11 protein-coding genes are annotated in these 16,130 nt (G+C 73.1%); 10 read left to right on the forward strand and 1 reads right to left on the reverse strand.

Annotated features, from left to right (window positions below):
• Nucleotides 1-130: 130 nt before the first annotated feature.
• Nucleotides 131-1,288: a LacI family DNA-binding transcriptional regulator gene (locus tag OG871_RS20315; protein ID WP_371498382.1), complete on the reverse strand. Its 1,158-nt coding sequence runs from the start codon at nucleotides 1,286-1,288 to the stop codon at nucleotides 131-133.
• A gap of 302 nt (nucleotides 1,289-1,590) precedes the next feature.
• Between OG871_RS20315 and hisC the strand changes: the two genes are divergently transcribed.
• The 10 genes from hisC to cydD all read left to right on the forward strand — a co-directional run bounded on the left by hisC (nucleotide 1,591) and on the right by cydD (nucleotide 16,104).
• Nucleotides 1,591-2,709 (forward strand): histidinol-phosphate transaminase, encoded by a 1,119-nt coding sequence (hisC, locus tag OG871_RS20320; protein ID WP_371503365.1) that lies wholly within the window; start codon nucleotides 1,591-1,593, stop codon nucleotides 2,707-2,709.
• A 313-nt stretch (nucleotides 2,710-3,022) separates the two neighbouring features.
• Entirely contained in the window at nucleotides 3,023-4,453 is a 1,431-nt protein-coding gene (locus OG871_RS20325) for an efflux RND transporter periplasmic adaptor subunit (RefSeq protein WP_371498383.1), read from the forward strand.
• Nucleotides 4,453-5,232 carry an ABC transporter ATP-binding protein gene (locus tag OG871_RS20330; RefSeq protein WP_371498384.1) on the forward strand — a complete coding sequence of 260 codons (780 nt, stop codon included), beginning with the start codon at nucleotides 4,453-4,455 and terminating at the stop codon, nucleotides 5,230-5,232. The genes OG871_RS20325 and OG871_RS20330 overlap by 1 nt, the downstream gene beginning before the upstream one ends.
• Nucleotides 5,232-6,431, forward strand: a complete 1,200-nt coding sequence (locus OG871_RS20335; RefSeq protein ID WP_371498385.1) for an ABC transporter permease — start codon at nucleotides 5,232-5,234, stop codon at nucleotides 6,429-6,431. Before OG871_RS20330 ends, OG871_RS20335 begins: the two co-directional genes overlap by 1 nt.
• A gap of 32 nt (nucleotides 6,432-6,463) precedes the next feature.
• A complete protein-coding gene (locus tag OG871_RS20340; protein WP_371498386.1) occupies nucleotides 6,464-7,096 on the forward strand; it encodes a hypothetical protein in 633 nt (210 codons plus the stop codon).
• 196 nt (nucleotides 7,097-7,292) lie between these two features.
• Nucleotides 7,293-8,060 (forward strand): response regulator transcription factor, encoded by a 768-nt coding sequence (locus OG871_RS20345; RefSeq protein ID WP_371498387.1) that lies wholly within the window; start codon nucleotides 7,293-7,295, stop codon nucleotides 8,058-8,060.
• 7 nt (nucleotides 8,061-8,067) lie between these two features.
• Nucleotides 8,068-9,642 carry a sensor histidine kinase gene (locus tag OG871_RS20350; protein WP_371498388.1) on the forward strand — a complete coding sequence of 525 codons (1,575 nt, stop codon included), beginning with the start codon at nucleotides 8,068-8,070 and terminating at the stop codon, nucleotides 9,640-9,642.
• A 376-nt stretch (nucleotides 9,643-10,018) separates the two neighbouring features.
• The gene (locus OG871_RS20355) at nucleotides 10,019-11,560 is read left to right on the forward strand and encodes a cytochrome ubiquinol oxidase subunit I (protein WP_371498389.1); all 1,542 of its coding nucleotides are present in this window, start codon (nucleotides 10,019-10,021) and stop codon (nucleotides 11,558-11,560) included.
• A 13-nt stretch (nucleotides 11,561-11,573) separates the two neighbouring features.
• Nucleotides 11,574-12,587, forward strand: coding sequence for a cytochrome d ubiquinol oxidase subunit II (cydB, locus tag OG871_RS20360; protein ID WP_371498390.1), 1,014 nt, complete (start codon nucleotides 11,574-11,576; stop codon nucleotides 12,585-12,587).
• Between the two features lie 31 nt (nucleotides 12,588-12,618).
• The gene (gene cydD, locus OG871_RS20365; RefSeq protein WP_371503366.1) at nucleotides 12,619-16,104 is read left to right on the forward strand and encodes a thiol reductant ABC exporter subunit CydD; all 3,486 of its coding nucleotides are present in this window, start codon (nucleotides 12,619-12,621) and stop codon (nucleotides 16,102-16,104) included.
• Nucleotides 16,105-16,130 lie beyond the last annotated feature (26 nt).

A 16,130-nucleotide genomic window follows, 5' to 3' on the forward strand; every position in this document is an offset into this window, starting at 1 on the left:
TGCCCGGTCCGCCCCCTTCTGTGATGGTCCAGACCATAAGGCCGGACCGGCCCGGATCACCGGCCGGGTACGGACCACCGGCCCGCCGTGGACCCTCCGCGGCGTGCCGCCGTACCCGGCCGGGCGGCCGTCACTCCTCGCCGGGCGGGCGGGGCGGGTTGACGGTGGTCCGCGGGCTGCGGCGCTCCGAGGAGGCCCTGACGATCAGCTCGGTGGGCATCAGGGTGCCCGGCGGAGGCCCTGTCCCGGCGGTGCGGAACCGGGGCGGGAAGAGCCGCCCGGTGTCCGAACCGGTGCCCGAGTCGACTCCCTCGATCGCGTCGATGAGCAGGTTGACCACGGTGGTGCCGATCCGCCGGGGCTTGAGCGAGAGGGTGGTGATCGGGGGCTCGGTGCCCGCGTACACGTCGCTCTCGCTGCAGCAGACCAGCAGCAGGTCGTCCGGCACCCGCAGGCCGTACCGCCGGGCGGCGGCCAGCAGGTCGGTGCCGTTCGGGTCGAACAGGCCGTACACCGCGTCCGGACGGTCCGGACGGGCCAGCAGCCGGTCGGCGGCGAGTGCGCCGGCGGCGGGGTCGTGGGCGGGGTAGGCCTCGTAGACCGGCTCCTGGCCGACCCGGTGGCACCAGCCGAGGTAGGCGTCGGTGGAGAGCCGGGTGTAGGTGTCGGTACTGGTGCCGGTGAGCAGGCCGATCCGGCGGGCGCCGGCCTCGGAGAGGTGGTCGAGGATGCCGAGTACGGCGGCCTCGTGGTCGTTGTCCACCCAGGCGGTCACCGGGCAGTTGCCCGGCTTGCCGTCGCTGACCACCGGTACGCCGGACCGGTAGAGCTCGCTGACCAGCGGGTCCTGGTCGGGCGGGTCGATCACCACGGTGCCGTCGAGGGCGATGTTGCTCCAGACGTCGTGGCGGGAGGAGGCGGGCAGGACCACCAGGGCGTAGCCGCGGCTGAGGGCGGCGCTGGTGGCGGCGCGGGCCATCTCGGCGAAGTAGGCGAATTCGGTGAAGGTGAAAGGCTCCTCGCCGTAGGTGGTGACGGTCAGTCCGATCAGGCCGGACCGGCCGGTGCGCAGGGTCCGGGCGGCGGCGGAGGGGCGGTAGCCGAGGCGCTCGGCGACTTCGCGCACCCGGCTTCTGGTCTCGTCGGGCAGGCGGCCCTTACCGTTCAAGGCGTCGGAGACCGTGGTGATCGACACTCCGGCGGCTGCCGCCACGTCCCGGATGCCGGCCCGCTCCAGACGCCGCGAGGCGGTGGGTCGCCGACCGCTCTGGTTGGCTGCTGCTGTCATGGCGGACCGATCGTATGGCTCGTGACGCCGCTGCGTGACCGGTTCACTACTCATTGATGAAGATACGTTTCTTCCTGAGTGCGCCCGAACAACCCCCTTCGATACCTGCCCAGATCCGGCCGTCTTACCTCTGACATGTGCCATTGGAACCCGGCAGAATGGCTGATCTGCACCCGTAACCCGAACGAGCATCTCACCCCTACGGGTGAGCGCGGTGGGTATCGTTCAGGGCACCCGACCGGGGTGGTGCGGGTGCGTACCGAGGACTGCGTGTGTCGGCGATCCCGTACGCACGCGATCTGATGGCCGCAGCCTGGCGGCTGGAGAGAACGGAGACGACCGTGAGCGGAACGGCAGCGCAGGGTCCTCGGCTGAGGCCGAGCCTGGACGGCATCCCGACCTACAAGCCCGGCAAGCCGGCCGGAGCCGACGCGTACAAACTGTCCTCCAACGAGAACCCCTACCCGCCGCTGGCCGGCGTGCTGGAGGCCGCCGTCGCCGCGGCCGGGTCGCTCAACCGCTACCCGGACATGGCCGTCACCGGCCTCACCGAGGAGCTCTCCCGCCGCTTCGACGTGCCGGCCGAGCACATCGCCACCGGCACCGGCTCGGTCAGCGTCGCGCAGTCCCTGGTCCTCTCCACGGCCGGCCCCGGCGACGAGGTGATCTTCGCCTGGCGCTCCTTCGAGGCCTACCCGATCATCACCCAGGTGGCCGGTGCCACCCCCGTCCCGGTGCCGCTCACCGCGACCGAGGAGCACGACCTCGACGCGATGCTCGCGGCGATCACCGACCGGACCCGGCTGATCTTCGTCTGCAACCCCAACAACCCCACCGGCACCGCGATCCGCCGCGACGAGCTGGTGCGGTTCCTGGACGCCGTGCCGACCGACATCCTCGTGGTGCTGGACGAGGCGTACATCGAGTTCATCCGCGACGAGCGGGTGCCCAACGGCATCGACCTCTACCGCGACCGCCCGAACGTCTGCGTGCTGCGCACCTTCTCCAAGGCGTACGGCCTGGCCGGGCTGCGGGTCGGCTTCGCCGTCGCGCACGAGCCGGTGGCGACCGCGCTGCGCAAGACCGCGGTGCCGTTCGGCGTCAGCCAGATCGCCCAGGACGCGGCCGTCGCCTCGCTGCGGGCCGAGGACCAGCTGCTGGAGCGGGTCGAGGCGCTGGTCGCCGAGCGCACCCGGGTGGTGGCCGCGCTGACCGCTCAGGGCTGGGCCCTGGCCGACTCGCAGGCCAACTTCGTCTGGCTGCGGCTGGGCGACCGCGCCCTGGACTTCGCCGCGACCTGCGCGGCGGCGGGTGTCGTGGTGCGGCCGTTCCAGGGGGACGGCGTGCGGATCACGATCGGCGAGGTGGCCGGCAACGACATCTTCCTGGCGGCGGCGGAGGCGTTCCGCGAGGAGCTGTAGGCGGGATGGCGGCGGGGTGGGGCTGACGGCGGACCGATGGCAGTCGACGGATGACAGATGTTGAAATCTGTCATCCGATCGCTGTTGTCCGACGGCTGTCAGCGCCCCGCCCGCCCCGCCCGCCCCCACGATGTGAGGACCCGACCGGGAATCGCTGGGAGTTGGCTGGGAGCTGGACCAACCTTCGGTCAGCTTCCGGTAGGGCGCAGCCCCGGCGGGCCGCATATCTGGCGGCTTGCCCGGCTTCCCGTGGTCAGGAAGCTCCCAGCCCGGGCCCAGGATCCCGAAAGGGCGCGGCGCGAAGCTGTGCGGCATGAAGGTCCTCCCGCGACGGCGTGGTGCCGTCCTCCTCAACTCCGCGCTTGCGGTGGCCCTGTTGGGTGGGGTCGCGCTGGCGTACACCACCCTGGACAGCGGCACCAGTTCGGCCGCGGGCAAGGCCGGGGCGCGCACCGCGACGGTGGCCAAGGGCACCGTCCTGGCCACCGTGTCCGGTTCCGGCACCCTGGCCTCGCCCTCCGACGCCGGCCTCGACTTCACCACCGGCGGCAAGGTGACGTCGATCAAGGTGGCCGTGGGTGACACGGTGAAGGCGGGCGAGGTGCTCGCCACCGTCGACACCACGGCCGCCCAGCAGCAGGTGAACGCCGCCACCTCGGCGCTCACCACCGCCCAGGCCAACCTGACCAAGGCCGAGGCCGGCGAGACCGTGACGACCACCAAGGAGTTGCCGTCCGCGGGCTCCTCGGGGTCGGGACGTGCAGGCGGCAGCACCGGCCAGGGCCAGTCCGGCGGTGCCGGCGGGGGCGCGACCCCCGCGCCGCAGACCACCACGGTGACCACCACCAAGGTCGACCAGGCCCAGGTGGCCCAGGCCCAGCAGCAGGTCGACGCCGCCGGGACCACCCTGAGCAACGCCAAGGCGGCCCTGGCCGGCACCACGCTGACCGCGGCCGGCGACGGCACGGTGGCCTCGATCGGCGCCAAGGTCGGCGACACCGTCTCCGGTACCGGCGCGACCGGCGGCTCGGGCGGCACGGGCGGGTCCACCGGCAGCTCCACCGGCGGTTCCACCAAGTCGACCGGAAGCACCGGCACCACCCCGAGCGGTTTCATCGTGCTCACCAACCCGACCGGGATGCAGGTCACCGCGGCCTTCTCCGAGTTGGACTCGCTGAAGCTGAAGAAGGGTCAGGCGGCCACCGTCACGCTGAACGCCCAGTCCGACACCAAGCTCAACGCGACTGTCCTGTCGGTGAGTTCACTGCCGAACGCGTCCAGCGGCTCGTCCGGCGCGGTCCAGTACGGCGCGACCCTGCAGATCAGCGGCGACACCAGCAAGCTGCGTACCGGTCTGAGCGCGACGATCTCGGTGGTCACCGGCGAGGCGGACAACGCGCTCTCGGTGCCGACGGCCGCGCTGGCCGGCACCGGTACCAGCCGGACGGCGACCGTGGTGCACCAGGACGGCGGCACCGAGCGGGTCACGGTGACCGTCGGCGTCGAGGGCGACTCCACCGTGCAGGTGGTGGACGGCCTCGCCGAGGGTGACCAGGTCGAGCTGACCAGCACCACGGCCGGCACCGGCAACGGGTTCCCGAGCGGCCGCTTCCCCGGCGCCGGCGGCGCCGGCGGGGTGGGCACCGGTGCGGTGGGCACCGGCGGCCTCGGCGGCGGCGGTGCGGCGGCCGGTGGTGCGGGAGCCGGCGGCGGTGCCCGGACCGGCGGCGGGGGCCGCGGCTGATGACCGAGCAGCAGCCCCCGGTGATCCAGATCCGCCGGGTGATCAAGTCGTACGGCCACGGCGACGCCGTCGTGCACGCCCTGCGCGGCCCGTCCGCGCCGGGCGGCGGCGGGGAGCCGCTGGGCGTCAGCCTCGACATCGAGGAGGGCGACTTCGTCGCGGTGATGGGCAGTTCGGGCTCGGGCAAGTCGACCCTGATGAACATCCTCGGCTGCCTCGACGTGCCGACCTCGGGCCGCTACCTGCTGGACGGTATCGACGTCGGCCACCTGGACGAGGGCCAGCTGTCGCTGGTCCGTAACCGGAAGATCGGATTCGTCTTCCAGTCCTTCAATCTGGTGCCGCGGACCACGGCGCTCGCACAGGTGGAGCTGCCGCTCGCCTACGCGGGCGTGCGCGCTGCCGAGCGCCGGCGCCGGGCGCTCGCCGCGCTGTCCCTGGTCGGTCTGGCCGACCGGGCCGGGCACAAGCCCAACCAGCTCTCCGGCGGCCAGCAGCAGCGCGTGGCGGTGGCCCGTGCGCTGGTCACCGCGCCCGCCATGCTGCTGGCCGACGAGCCCACCGGCAACCTGGACAGCCACTCCACCGAGGAGGTGCTGTCGATCATCGACGGCCTGAACGCCGACGGCCGCACGGTGGTGCTGATCACCCACGAGGACGAGGTCGCCCGGCACGCCAAGCGGGTGATCCGGCTGGTGGACGGTGCGATCGTCAGCGACGTCCGGCAGGCGAAGGTGGCCGGCCCGCCGCCGGCGCTCGGCGTGGGGGTGGGCGCGTGATGCTCTGGCAGATGCTCCGGTTCGCGCTCGGCGGCCTGGCGGCCAACAAGGTGCGCTCGGCGCTCACCATGCTCGGGGTGCTGATCGGCGTCGCGTCGGTGATCATCCTGCTGGCGGTCGGCAACGGTTCCTCGGTCGCCGTCAAGGACTCCATCACCGCGCTCGGCACCAACTCCCTGACGGTGTCCGCCAGCGGTGCCCGGGGCGCCGCCACGGTGGCCAGGAAGCTCACCGTGGCGGACGCCAAGGCGCTCGCCACGGCCACCGACGCACCGGCGATCAAGTCGGTCGCCCCGGTGGTCACGGCCTCCGCCACCGCGCTGTACGGCAACATCTCGTACCAGCCGGGCTCGATCGTCGGCACCTACCCGGCGTACTTCGAGACCGCCAACCAGAAGGTCGCGCACGGCGACTACTTCTCCAACGACGACGTGCTCGGCTCCCGCAAGGTGGCCGTGATCGGCTCGGCCACGGCCAAGCAGCTGTTCGACACCGAGGACCCGGTGGGCAAGCGGATCACCGTCGGCTCCACCCCGTTCACCGTGGTCGGGGTGCTGCAGGCCAAGGGCAGCACCGGCTTCAACGACCCGGACGACGTGGTGATCGCCCCGCTGCCGACCGTACAGAACGCCTTCACCGGCTTCGGCGCGGTCAACCAGATCCTGGTGCAGGCCGCCTCGGCCGAGCAGACCACCGAGGCGCAGAACGACGTCAGCCGGATCCTGCTCGCCGCCCACGCGATCGCCGACCCCGCCAAGGCAGACTTCCGGATCAGCAGCCAGGCCTCGCTGCTGACCGCCCGGGAGAGCACCACCCAGACCTTCACCGTGCTGCTCGGCGCGGTGGCCGCGATCTCGCTGCTGGTCGGCGGGATCGGGATCACCAACATCATGCTGGTGACGGTCACCGAGCGGACCAAGGAGATCGGCATCCGCAAGGCGCTCGGCGCACCCCGGGCGGTCGTCCTCGGCCAGTTCCTGATGGAGTCGACACTGCTGTCGGTGCTCGGCGCCGGCCTCGGGGTGCTGGCCGGACTGGTCGGCTCGCACTTCAGCATCGTCGGCATCAGGCCGGTGGTGATCCCCGAGTCGGTGCTCGGCGCCTTCGCGATCGCCGTGGCGATCGGTCTGTTCTTCGGCAGCTACCCGGCCAACCGGGCGGCCCGGCTGCGGCCGATCGACGCCCTGCGTCACGAGTGAACCACCAGACGGATCAGGAGAGTTGACCCAGCATGTCCAGTGAGAACGAAACCCCGACCGAGCTGCTGGCCACCGCGCCGGACGCCCGCGACGTCACCGCCGAGCTGGCCGCTCCGCCCCGTCGCAAGCTGCCCTGGCCGACCCTGGCCCTGGCCGGCTGCGTGATAGCCACGCTGTCCTTCGCCGGCGGCGTCTGGTACCAGAAGGACAACGGCCCGGTCGGCTCCGGCCAGCGCGCGGCCGCCGGCGGGCAGGGGCAGAACGGCCAGTACGGCGGCCGTCGCGGCGGCGGTCAGGGCCAGAACGGCCAGAACCCGGGTCAGGGCGGCCAGAACGGTCAGGGTGGTCAGAACGGCCAGGGCGCGGGCTTCACCCGGGGCACCGTCAAGCAGGTGGACGGCACCACGGTCTACCTGACCGACACGGCCGGCAACACCGTCAAGGTCACCACCGGCGACACCACCAAGGTCACGGTCAACAAGGAGGGCAAGGTCGCGGACCTCCAGCCCGGCCAGACCGTCACCGTGGTCGGCAGCAGGGCGGCCGACGGCGGCTTCACCGCCACCCAGCTCACCGAGGGCGCGGCCGGCGGCTTCCCGGGCGGCTTCGGCGGCCGCGGCGGCACCGGCACCGGCACGGGGGCCGGGGCGGGCAACGGCAACTGAGCCCGAGGCGCGGCGCCGGATGGTGCTCCCGGGCGCTCCCGGCCGCTCCCGGGCCTGCTGCGCCGCCGCGAGCCGCGCCGCGAAGTTGGCCAGAACGGTTCCCGCGGAGGTTTAATCCAACCTTCATCAACCGCGCATAGCCTCCCCGGGCTATCGTCCGATGAGCAACCATCGACAGACCGGGAGGCGGATCACCGTGTCAGGGACAGCACAGCCGGCCGGCGGCCCGGTCGCGGGCAGTACCTCGGGCGAGGCGTTTCTGCTGGTCGTGGACGACGAGCCGAACATCCGGGAGCTGCTCTCGGCCTCGCTGCGGTTCTCCGGATTCCGGGTCGCCTCCGCCGCCACCGGTGAGGAGGCGATCGCCGCCGTCGCCGCCGAGCGCCCCGATCTGGTGGTGCTCGACGTGATGCTGCCCGACCTGGACGGCTTCGCGGTCGTCCAGCGGCTGCGGGAGCAGACCCAGTGGCCGCAGGGCGGCGAGCACGTCCCGGTGCTGTTCCTGACGGCCAAGGACGGCACCGGCGACAAGGTGCAGGGCCTGGCGGTCGGCGCGGACGACTACGTCACCAAGCCGTTCAGCCTGGAGGAGCTGATCGCCCGGATCCGGGCGATCCTGCGCCGGGCCGGCGGCCCGGCCGAGGACGGCCGGCTGGTGGTCTCCGACCTCACCCTCGACCCGCTGGCGCACGAGGTGACCAGGGCCGGCGTGCCGGTCTCGCTCTCCCCGACCGAGTTCAAGCTGCTGCACTACCTGATGGCCAACGTCGGCCGGGTGGTCTCCAAGGCGCAGATCCTCGACCACGTCTGGGCGTACGACTTCGGCGGCGACCTCTCCATCGTCGAGTCGTACATCTCCTACCTGCGCCGCAAGCTCGACTCCGGCACCGCCGCGCACGGGCCCAAGCTGATCCACACCGTGCGCGGCATCGGCTACGCCCTGCGCCGCCCGCCCCAGGGCTGACGGCGGCGTGCGCGTCGTCGCCCGGCTCTCGCTCCGCGCCCGGCTGCTGGTGCTGGCCCTGCTGCTGGTCACCACCGGGCTGGTGGTGAGCGACACCCTGGTCCTCGGGGCGGTCAAGGTCCAGTTGGTGGACCGGGCCGACCAGCAGCTGGAACGGTTCGCCCAGCCGCTCACCCGCCGGTCCCTGGGCCGGGCGAACGGCCCGCTGAGCGGACCCCTGAGCGGTCCGCTCGGTTCGCCGACGGGCCCCCGGTCCGGGCCCAGGCTCGGGCAGGGCGACGGTTCCGGGGCCGGCGGCCGGCGCCCGGGGCCGTTCCTGCCGAGCCAGTACGTGGTCCAGTACCTCGGCGCGGACGGCGCGGTGCAGGAGGTCTTCCGGCAGCCGATCGACGACTCCGACCCGCTCCCGAAGGTCGCCCGGCTGACCCCGGCGGCGATCTCGGCCCACGGGGGCGAGAGCTTCACGGTGCCGGGGGCGCAGGGCGCGGGCAGCTGGCGGGTGCTGGTCCTGCCGCTGCAGCGTGCCACGGCCGGCGGGAGCAGTGCGGCGGGTGGCGGCGCCGTGGCCGACAGCGCCGAGCTCGCCGCCCCCGGCTATCTGCTGGTCGCCGTCTCGCTGGACGACGTGGACGCGGTGCTGGCCCGTCTGCGGGCCACCTTCCTGACCATCGGCGGCGCGGTCCTGCTGGGGATCGCCGGGCTCGGCGCGTTCGCCGTCCGGGCCGGGCTGCGGCCGTTGCGGCAGATCGAGCGCGGCGCCCAGCGGATCGCCGCCGGCGAACTCTCGCACCGGATGCCCGACCTCGGGCAGCGGACCGAGGTCGGGCGGCTGTCGGCCGCGCTGAACGGCATGCTCAGCCAGATCGAGGCCGCGTTCTCCGCGCAGGCCGCCTCCGAGTCCCGGATGCGGCGCTTCGTGGCGGACGCCTCGCACGAGCTGCGGACCCCGTTGGCCGGCATCCGGGGCTTCGCCGAACTGCACCGGATGGGCGCCCTCCAGGACGTGGACCGGGCGATGGACCGGATCGAGAGCGAGGCGATCCGGCTGGGCGGCCTGGTCGAGGACCTGCTCACGCTGGCCCGCCTCGACGAGGAACGGCCGCTCGACCTCGCGCCGATGGACCTGCGGACCCTGGCCGCCGACGCGCTGCACGACCTGACGGCGCTCGATCCGAGCCGCCCGGTCGCGCTCACCGGCCCGGACGGCGCCGGCGCCCCGCAGCCCGCACCGGTGCTCGGCGACGAGGCCAGGCTCCGCCAGGTGGTCACCAACCTGGTCGGCAACGCGGTGCGGCACACCCCGCCCGGCACCGCCGTGCGGATCGGTGTCGGGACCGCCGACGGCCGGTGCCTGCTGGAGGTCGCCGACCAGGGACCGGGGCTGACGGAGGGTCAGGCGGCGCAGGTGTTCGAACGGTTCTACCGGGTCGACGCCTCCCGCAGCCGCCACGAGGGCGGCGGTGCCGGGCTCGGCCTCGCCATCGCCTCGGCCCTGGTGCACGCGCACGGCGGCGCCCTCACCCTCGACTCGGCGCCCGGCCGGGGCGCGTCCTTCCGCGTGCAGCTCCCGCACCAGCGCTGACGACATACCACCGGGCGCCCGCGCCGGTCGCCGGCGGTCGGCCACCCGGCACCTGCCGCCGGTGGCCGGGGCGCTCGGCGCGGAGGCGCGGCGCGGGCGCTGTCAAGGTGCAGAACGGCAGAGGGCGCCGACCCGTGTCCCGTCCGCGGCCGGTTGCCGGGCCCCCGGCTTGGTCGGATCATCTGCTTGACCGGTGCGGTCGTCGAATACCCACCCCCCTGTTCGAGCGCGGATAAGCATGTTGGATACTGAGCTTGTGAACGTGTTCACTTTCACAAGCGGGCAAGCTTGGCATGGCTCGTAGTGGTTACGTGCTAGTCATGCCTTTCGTCCGGTTTGTGGCAGATCAGGGCAGGCCGAGCAGAGAGAGGGCGCAGTGGAGCTAGCAATCGCTCACGAAACCATCGCGCGATGGCAGTTCGGAATCACCACCGTCTATCACTTCCTCTTCGTCCCGCTGACGATCAGCCTGTCCGCGATCGTGGCCGGGCTGCAGACCGCCTGGGTGCGGACGGGCAAGGAGAAGTACTTCCACGCCACCAAGTTCTGGGGCAAGCTCTTCCTGATCAACATCGCGATGGGCGTGGTCACCGGCATCGTGCAGGAGTTCCAGTTCGGCATGAACTGGTCCGACTACTCGCGCTTCGTCGGTGACGTCTTCGGTGCGCCGCTCGCGATGGAGGCGCTGATCGCCTTCTTCTTCGAGTCCACCTTCATCGGCCTGTGGATCTTCGGCTGGGAGCGGCTGCCGAAGAAGATCCACTGCGCCTGCATCTGGATGGTCGCGATCGGCACCGTCCTGTCCGGCTACTTCATCCTGGCCGCCAACTCCTGGATGCAGCACCCGGTCGGGTACCGGATCGACCAGGCCACCGGCAAGGCCCAGCTCACCGACATCGGCCGGGTGCTGTTCCAGAACACCACCCTGGTCCAGGTCTTCCACACCCTCACCGCGGCCTTCCTGACCGGCGCCGCGTTCATGGTCGGCATCTCCTCGTACCACCTGTGGAGGGCCAAGCGCGGGAAGGAGACCGACCGTCGCAGGACCGCCGCCATGCGCACCTCGCTGCGGGTCGCCCTGGTGATCGCGGTGCTGGGCGGTCTGGGGACGGCGGTCAGCGGCGACTCCCTGGCCAAGGTCATGTTCGAGCAGCAGCCGATGAAGATGGCCGCCGCCGAGGCGCTCTGGGACACCCGGGACCCGGCGCCGTTCTCGATCTTCGCGGTCGGGAACGTCAACGAGGGCCACAACTCGGTCGAGCTGGAGATCCCCGGGATACTGTCCTTCCTGGCCAACAGCGACTTCAGCTCTCCCGTCCCCGGCATCAACGACACCGCCGCCGCGGAGGCCGCCCGGTACGGCGGGCAGCCCAGCGACTACATCCCGAACATCTTCGTCACCTACTGGGGCTTCCGCCTCATGATCGGTTTCGGGATGACCTCCTTCACGGCCGCCCTGATCGGCCTGTGGACCACCCGGCGGAAGTTCTGGCTGGCGCCCGAACACCGCACCGGCGAGGACGAGCCGCCGAAGCTGATGCTCACCAGGAACCGCGAGTTCAGCCCGTTCCTGACCAGGTGGAGCTGGCGGATCGGCATCCTCACCATGGGCTTCCCGCTGATCGCCAACAGCTTCGGCTGGATCTTCACCGAGATGGGCCGTCAGCCCTGGGTGGTCTTCGGCCTGATGCGCACCTCCGACGCGGTCTCCCCCAACGTCTCCGTCGGCCTGCAGATCGGCGCCCTCACCACCTTCACCCTGCTCTACGCGGTCCTCGCGGTGATCGAGGTCCGGCTGCTGGTCAAGTACGCCAAGGCCGGGCCGGTCACCTCCGAGCGGCCGCCGGCGAAGGACCCGACCCTGCGCGGCCCGTCCTCGGACGAGGACGCCGACAAGCCCCTCGCCTTCGCGTACTGAGGACGGAACGAGCATGCACCTCAACGACTTCTGGTTCGTCCTCATCGCCGTCCTGTGGATCGGCTACTTCTTCCTGGAGGGCTTCGACTTCGGGATCGGCATCCTCACCAGGACGCTCGCCCGCGACACCACCGAACGCCGGGTGCTGATCAACACCATCGGCCCGGTCTGGGACGGCAACGAGGTCTGGCTGCTCACCGCCGGCGGCGCCACCTTCGCCGCCTTCCCGGACTGGTACGCCACCCTGTTCAGCGGTTTCTACCTCCCGCTGCTGGCCATCCTGGTCTGCCTGATCGTCCGCGGGGTCGCCTTCGAGTACCGGGCCAAGCGCACCGAGGAGCGCTGGCAGCGCAACTGGGAACTGGCGATCTTCTGGACCTCGCTGATCCCGGCCTTCCTGTGGGGCGTCGCCTTCGCCAACATCGTGCACGGCGTCGACATCGACCAGGACAAGAACTACGTCGGCACCCTCGGCGACCTGCTCAACCCGTACGCGATCCTCGGCGGCCTGGTCACCCTGGTGCTGTTCACCTTCCACGGTGCGGTCTTCGCCGCCCTGAAGACCGTCGGCGAGATCCGCGAACGCGCCCGCTCCCAGGCCCTCGGCCTCGGACTGGCCGCCGCCGTCCTCGCCCTGGTCTTCCTGATCTGGACCCAGGCCGACCGGGGCAACGGCTGGAGCCTCGCGGCGCTGGTCGTCGCGGCCGCCGCCCTGGTCGGCGCGCTGGCGGCCAACCAGATCGGCCGCGAGGGCTGGGCGTTCGTCCTCTCCGGACTGACCGTGGTGGCCGCCGTCGGGATGCTCTTCCTGGCGCTCTTCCCGGACGTGATGCCCTCCACGCTCGACCCGGACTGGTCGCTGACCGTCTCCAACGCCTCCTCCTCGCCGTACACCCTCAAGGTGATGACCGTCGTGGCGGCCGTCTTCACCCCGATCGTGCTGCTCTACCAGGGCTGGACGTACTGGGTGTTCCGCAAGCGGATCGGCGTCCAGCACATCCCGGCCGCCGTCCCCGCCGAGCACTGAGAAGGCGGAACCGATGGAGCCCCAGCAGCGCATGCGCCCGGTCGACCCGCGGCTGCTCCGGTACGCCCGCACCACCCGGGCCTTCCTCGCCGGATCCGTCCTGCTCGGCGGGGTGGGCGCGGTCCTGGTGGTCGCCCAGGCCAGCCTGATCGCCGAGATCGTGGTGCGGGCCTTCCAGTCCCACGACCGGGACCTCACCGCCCCGCTGCTCGGGCTCGCCGCCGTCGCCGCCGGCCGGGCCGCCGTCGCCTGGCTGACCGAGCTGACCGCACACCGCTCGGTGGCCCGGGTGAAGTCCACCCTGCGGCGCCGGCTGCTCGACCACGCCACCGCGCTCGGCCCGGACTACCTGGCGGGCCGGCGCACCGGCGAGCTCACCGCGCTCGCCACCCGCGGCATCGACGCCCTGGACGACTACTTCGCCCGCTACCTCCCGCAGCTCGCCCTGGCCGTGGTCGTCCCGGCCGTGGTGCTGGCCCGGATCCTGGGCGCAGACTGGCGCTCAGCCGCGGTCATCGCCGCCACCCTGCCGCTGATCCCGCTCTTCATGGTGCTGATCGGCCTGGCCACCCAGACCCGGATGGACCGGCAGTGGGACGGCCTGGCCCGGCTCTCGCACCACTTCCTGGACGTGGTCGCCGGGCTGCCCACCCTCAAGGTCTTCGGCCGGGCCAAGGCCCAGGCCCGCACCATCGCCCGGATCACCGACGAGTACCGGCGGGCCACCCTGCGGACCCTGCGGATCGCCTTCATCTCCTCGTTCGCGCTGGAACTGCTCGCCACCCTCTCGGTCGCGCTGGTCGCCGTCTCGGTCGGCTTCCGGCTGGTCGACGGCACCCTCGACCTGGAGACCGGCCTGCTGGTGCTGGTCCTGGCCCCCGAGGTCCACCTGCCGATCCGTCAGGTCGGCGCGCTCTACCACTCCAGCGTCGAGGGGCTCACCGCCGCAGGCCGGATCTTCGAGGTGCTGCAGACCCCGCTGCCGGCCGCGGGCCGCCGCCCGGTCCCGCCGCTCGCCGGCGCGGCGATCACGCTCAGCGGCGTCACCGTGGACTTCCCGGGCCGCGGTGCCCCCGCCCTCGACGGGGTCTCGTTCACCCTCGAACCCGGCATCACCACCGCGCTCACCGGCCCGAGCGGCGCCGGAAAGTCCACCCTGGTCTCCGTCCTGCTGGGTTTCACCCGGCCCACCGCCGGAACCGTCCGGATCGGCGGCCACGACCTCGCCGAACTCGACCCGGCCGAGTGGCGCCGGCAGATCGCCTGGGTGCCGCAGCATCCGCAGCTGTTCGCCGGCACCGTCGCCGAGAACGTCCGGCTCGCCCGGCCGGACGCCACCGACCGGCAGGTAGGGGAGGCGCTCGCCGCCGCCCACGCGCAGGAGTTCGCCGAGTTGGACACCCTCCTCGGGGAGGGCGGCGCCGGGCTCTCGGCCGGGCAGCGGCAGCGGATCGCCATCGCCCGGGCCCTGCTCGCCGACCGGCCGCTGGTGCTGCTCGACGAGCCGACCGCCCACCTGGACGGCGGCAGCGAGGCCGCGGTGGTCGACGCCGTCCGCGCGCTGGGCGCCGGCCGTACCGTGCTGCTGGTCGCCCACCGCCCCGCCCTGCTCGCGGTCGCCGACCACCGGGTGCACCTGCCCGGCCCGGCGGCGCCGCCGGCCGGCCGGGCACCCGCCGGCACCCCGGCCCCGGACCAGGCCGCAGCGGACGAACCGGTACCCGAAGCGGTGGACGGGGCGGTGGACGGGGTGGTGGACGAGCGGGCCCCGGTCGAGCCGCCGACCCGCCCCCGGCTCGCCCCCGCCGTGCTGCTCGGCTCCCTCGCGCTCGGCTGCGCGATCGCGCTGATGGCCACCTCCGGCTGGCTGATCTCCCGGGCCTCCGAGATGCCTCCGGTGCTGTACCTGATGATGGCCGTGACCGCCGTCCGGGCCTTCGGCATCGGCCGCAGCGTCTTCCGCTACGCCGAGCGGCTGGTGGCGCACGACGCGGTGCTCAAGGCCCTCGGCGGGGTCCGGGCCGCGGTGTACGGCCGGCTGGAGCGGCTCGCCCCCGCCGGCCTGCCCGCCTTCCGCCGGGGCGACCTGCTGGCCCGGCTGGTCTCCGACGTCGACGCGGTGCAGGACCACTACCTGCGCTGGCGGCTGCCCGCGGCCGTCGCCGTCCTGGTCTCGCTGGCCGCCTCCGCCGCCCTGGCCGCGTTCGTGCCGGCCGCCGGCGCGCTGCTCGCCCTCGGCCTGCTGCTGGCCGGCGCCGCCGCCCCGGCCCTGGCCACGCTGCTCTCCGGCCGGGCGGAACGTCAGCAGTCGCCCGCCCGGGGCGCGTTGGCGGTCGCGGTGGTCGACACCCTGACCGGCACCGCCGAGCTGACGGTGGCCGGCGCGCTGCCCGCCCGGCTCGCCACCGCCCGGGCCGCCGACCGGCGGCTGACCGCGCTGGCCGCCCGGTCCGCGGCCGGCGCCGGACTCTCGGCCGGCCTGACCGCCCTGGTCACCGGGCTGACGGTGGCCGCGAGCGCGGCCGTCGGGGTGCACGCCGTGAGCACCGGGGCGCTGCCCGGAGTGTGCCTGGCGCTGGTGGTGCTCACCCCGCTGGCCGCCTTCGAGGCCGTCGCGGGCATGCCCACCGCGGTGCGGTTCCGCGAGCGCAGCCGCGCCGCCCGGGCCCGGCTGGACGAGCTGCTGACCGCGGCCGAACCGGTGGCCGACCCCGCCGAGCCGCAGCCGGTCCCCGGCCGGCCCCTGCCGATCGCCGTCCGCGGCCTCACCGCCCGCTGGCCCGGGCAGGCCGAGGACGCGCTGCGCGACCTCGACCTGGACCTCGCGGCGGGCCGCCGGATCGCCGTGGTCGGCCCGTCCGGGTCCGGCAAGACCACGCTCGCCCAGGTGCTGCTGCGCTTCCTCGACCAGCGGGACGGCAGTGTCACCCTCGGCGCCGGCCGTCCACAGGCTGTGGACAGCCGCTCGGCCGCCGCCGACGAGGTCCGCCGCGTCGTCGGCCTGTGCGCCCAGGACGCCCACGTCTTCGACAGCTCACTGCGGGAGAACCTCCGGCTCGCCCGCCCCGCCGCCACCGAGCCCGAGCTGCGGGCCGCCCTGGCCTCGGCCCGGTTGCTGGACTGGGTGGACACCCTCCCTGAGGGCCTGGACACCATGGTCGGCGAGCACGGCGCCCGGATCTCCGGCGGCCAGCGCCAGCGGCTCGCGCTGGCCCGGGCGCTGCTCGCCGACTTCCCGGTGCTGATCCTGGACGAGCCCGCCGAGCACCTCGACCTGCCCACCGCCGACGCCCTCACCGCCGACCTGCTGGCGGCCACCGCCGGCCGGACCACCCTGCTGATCACCCACCGGCTGGCCGGCCTGGACGACGACAGCGTCGACGAGGTGCTGGTGCTCGACCGGGGCCGCGTCGTCGAGCGCGGCCGGTGGTCCGAGCTGGAAGCCCGCCCGGGCAGCCGCCTGAACGCCATGCGCGAGCGGGAGCAGCGGGCCGACACGCTGATGGCGGCGGTCTGACGTTCGACGCAAACCGTACAAATTAC

Origin of the sequence: Kitasatospora sp. NBC_00374 (genome assembly GCF_041434935.1) — a bacterium.
Classification (GTDB): Bacteria; Actinomycetota; Actinomycetes; order Streptomycetales; family Streptomycetaceae; genus Kitasatospora.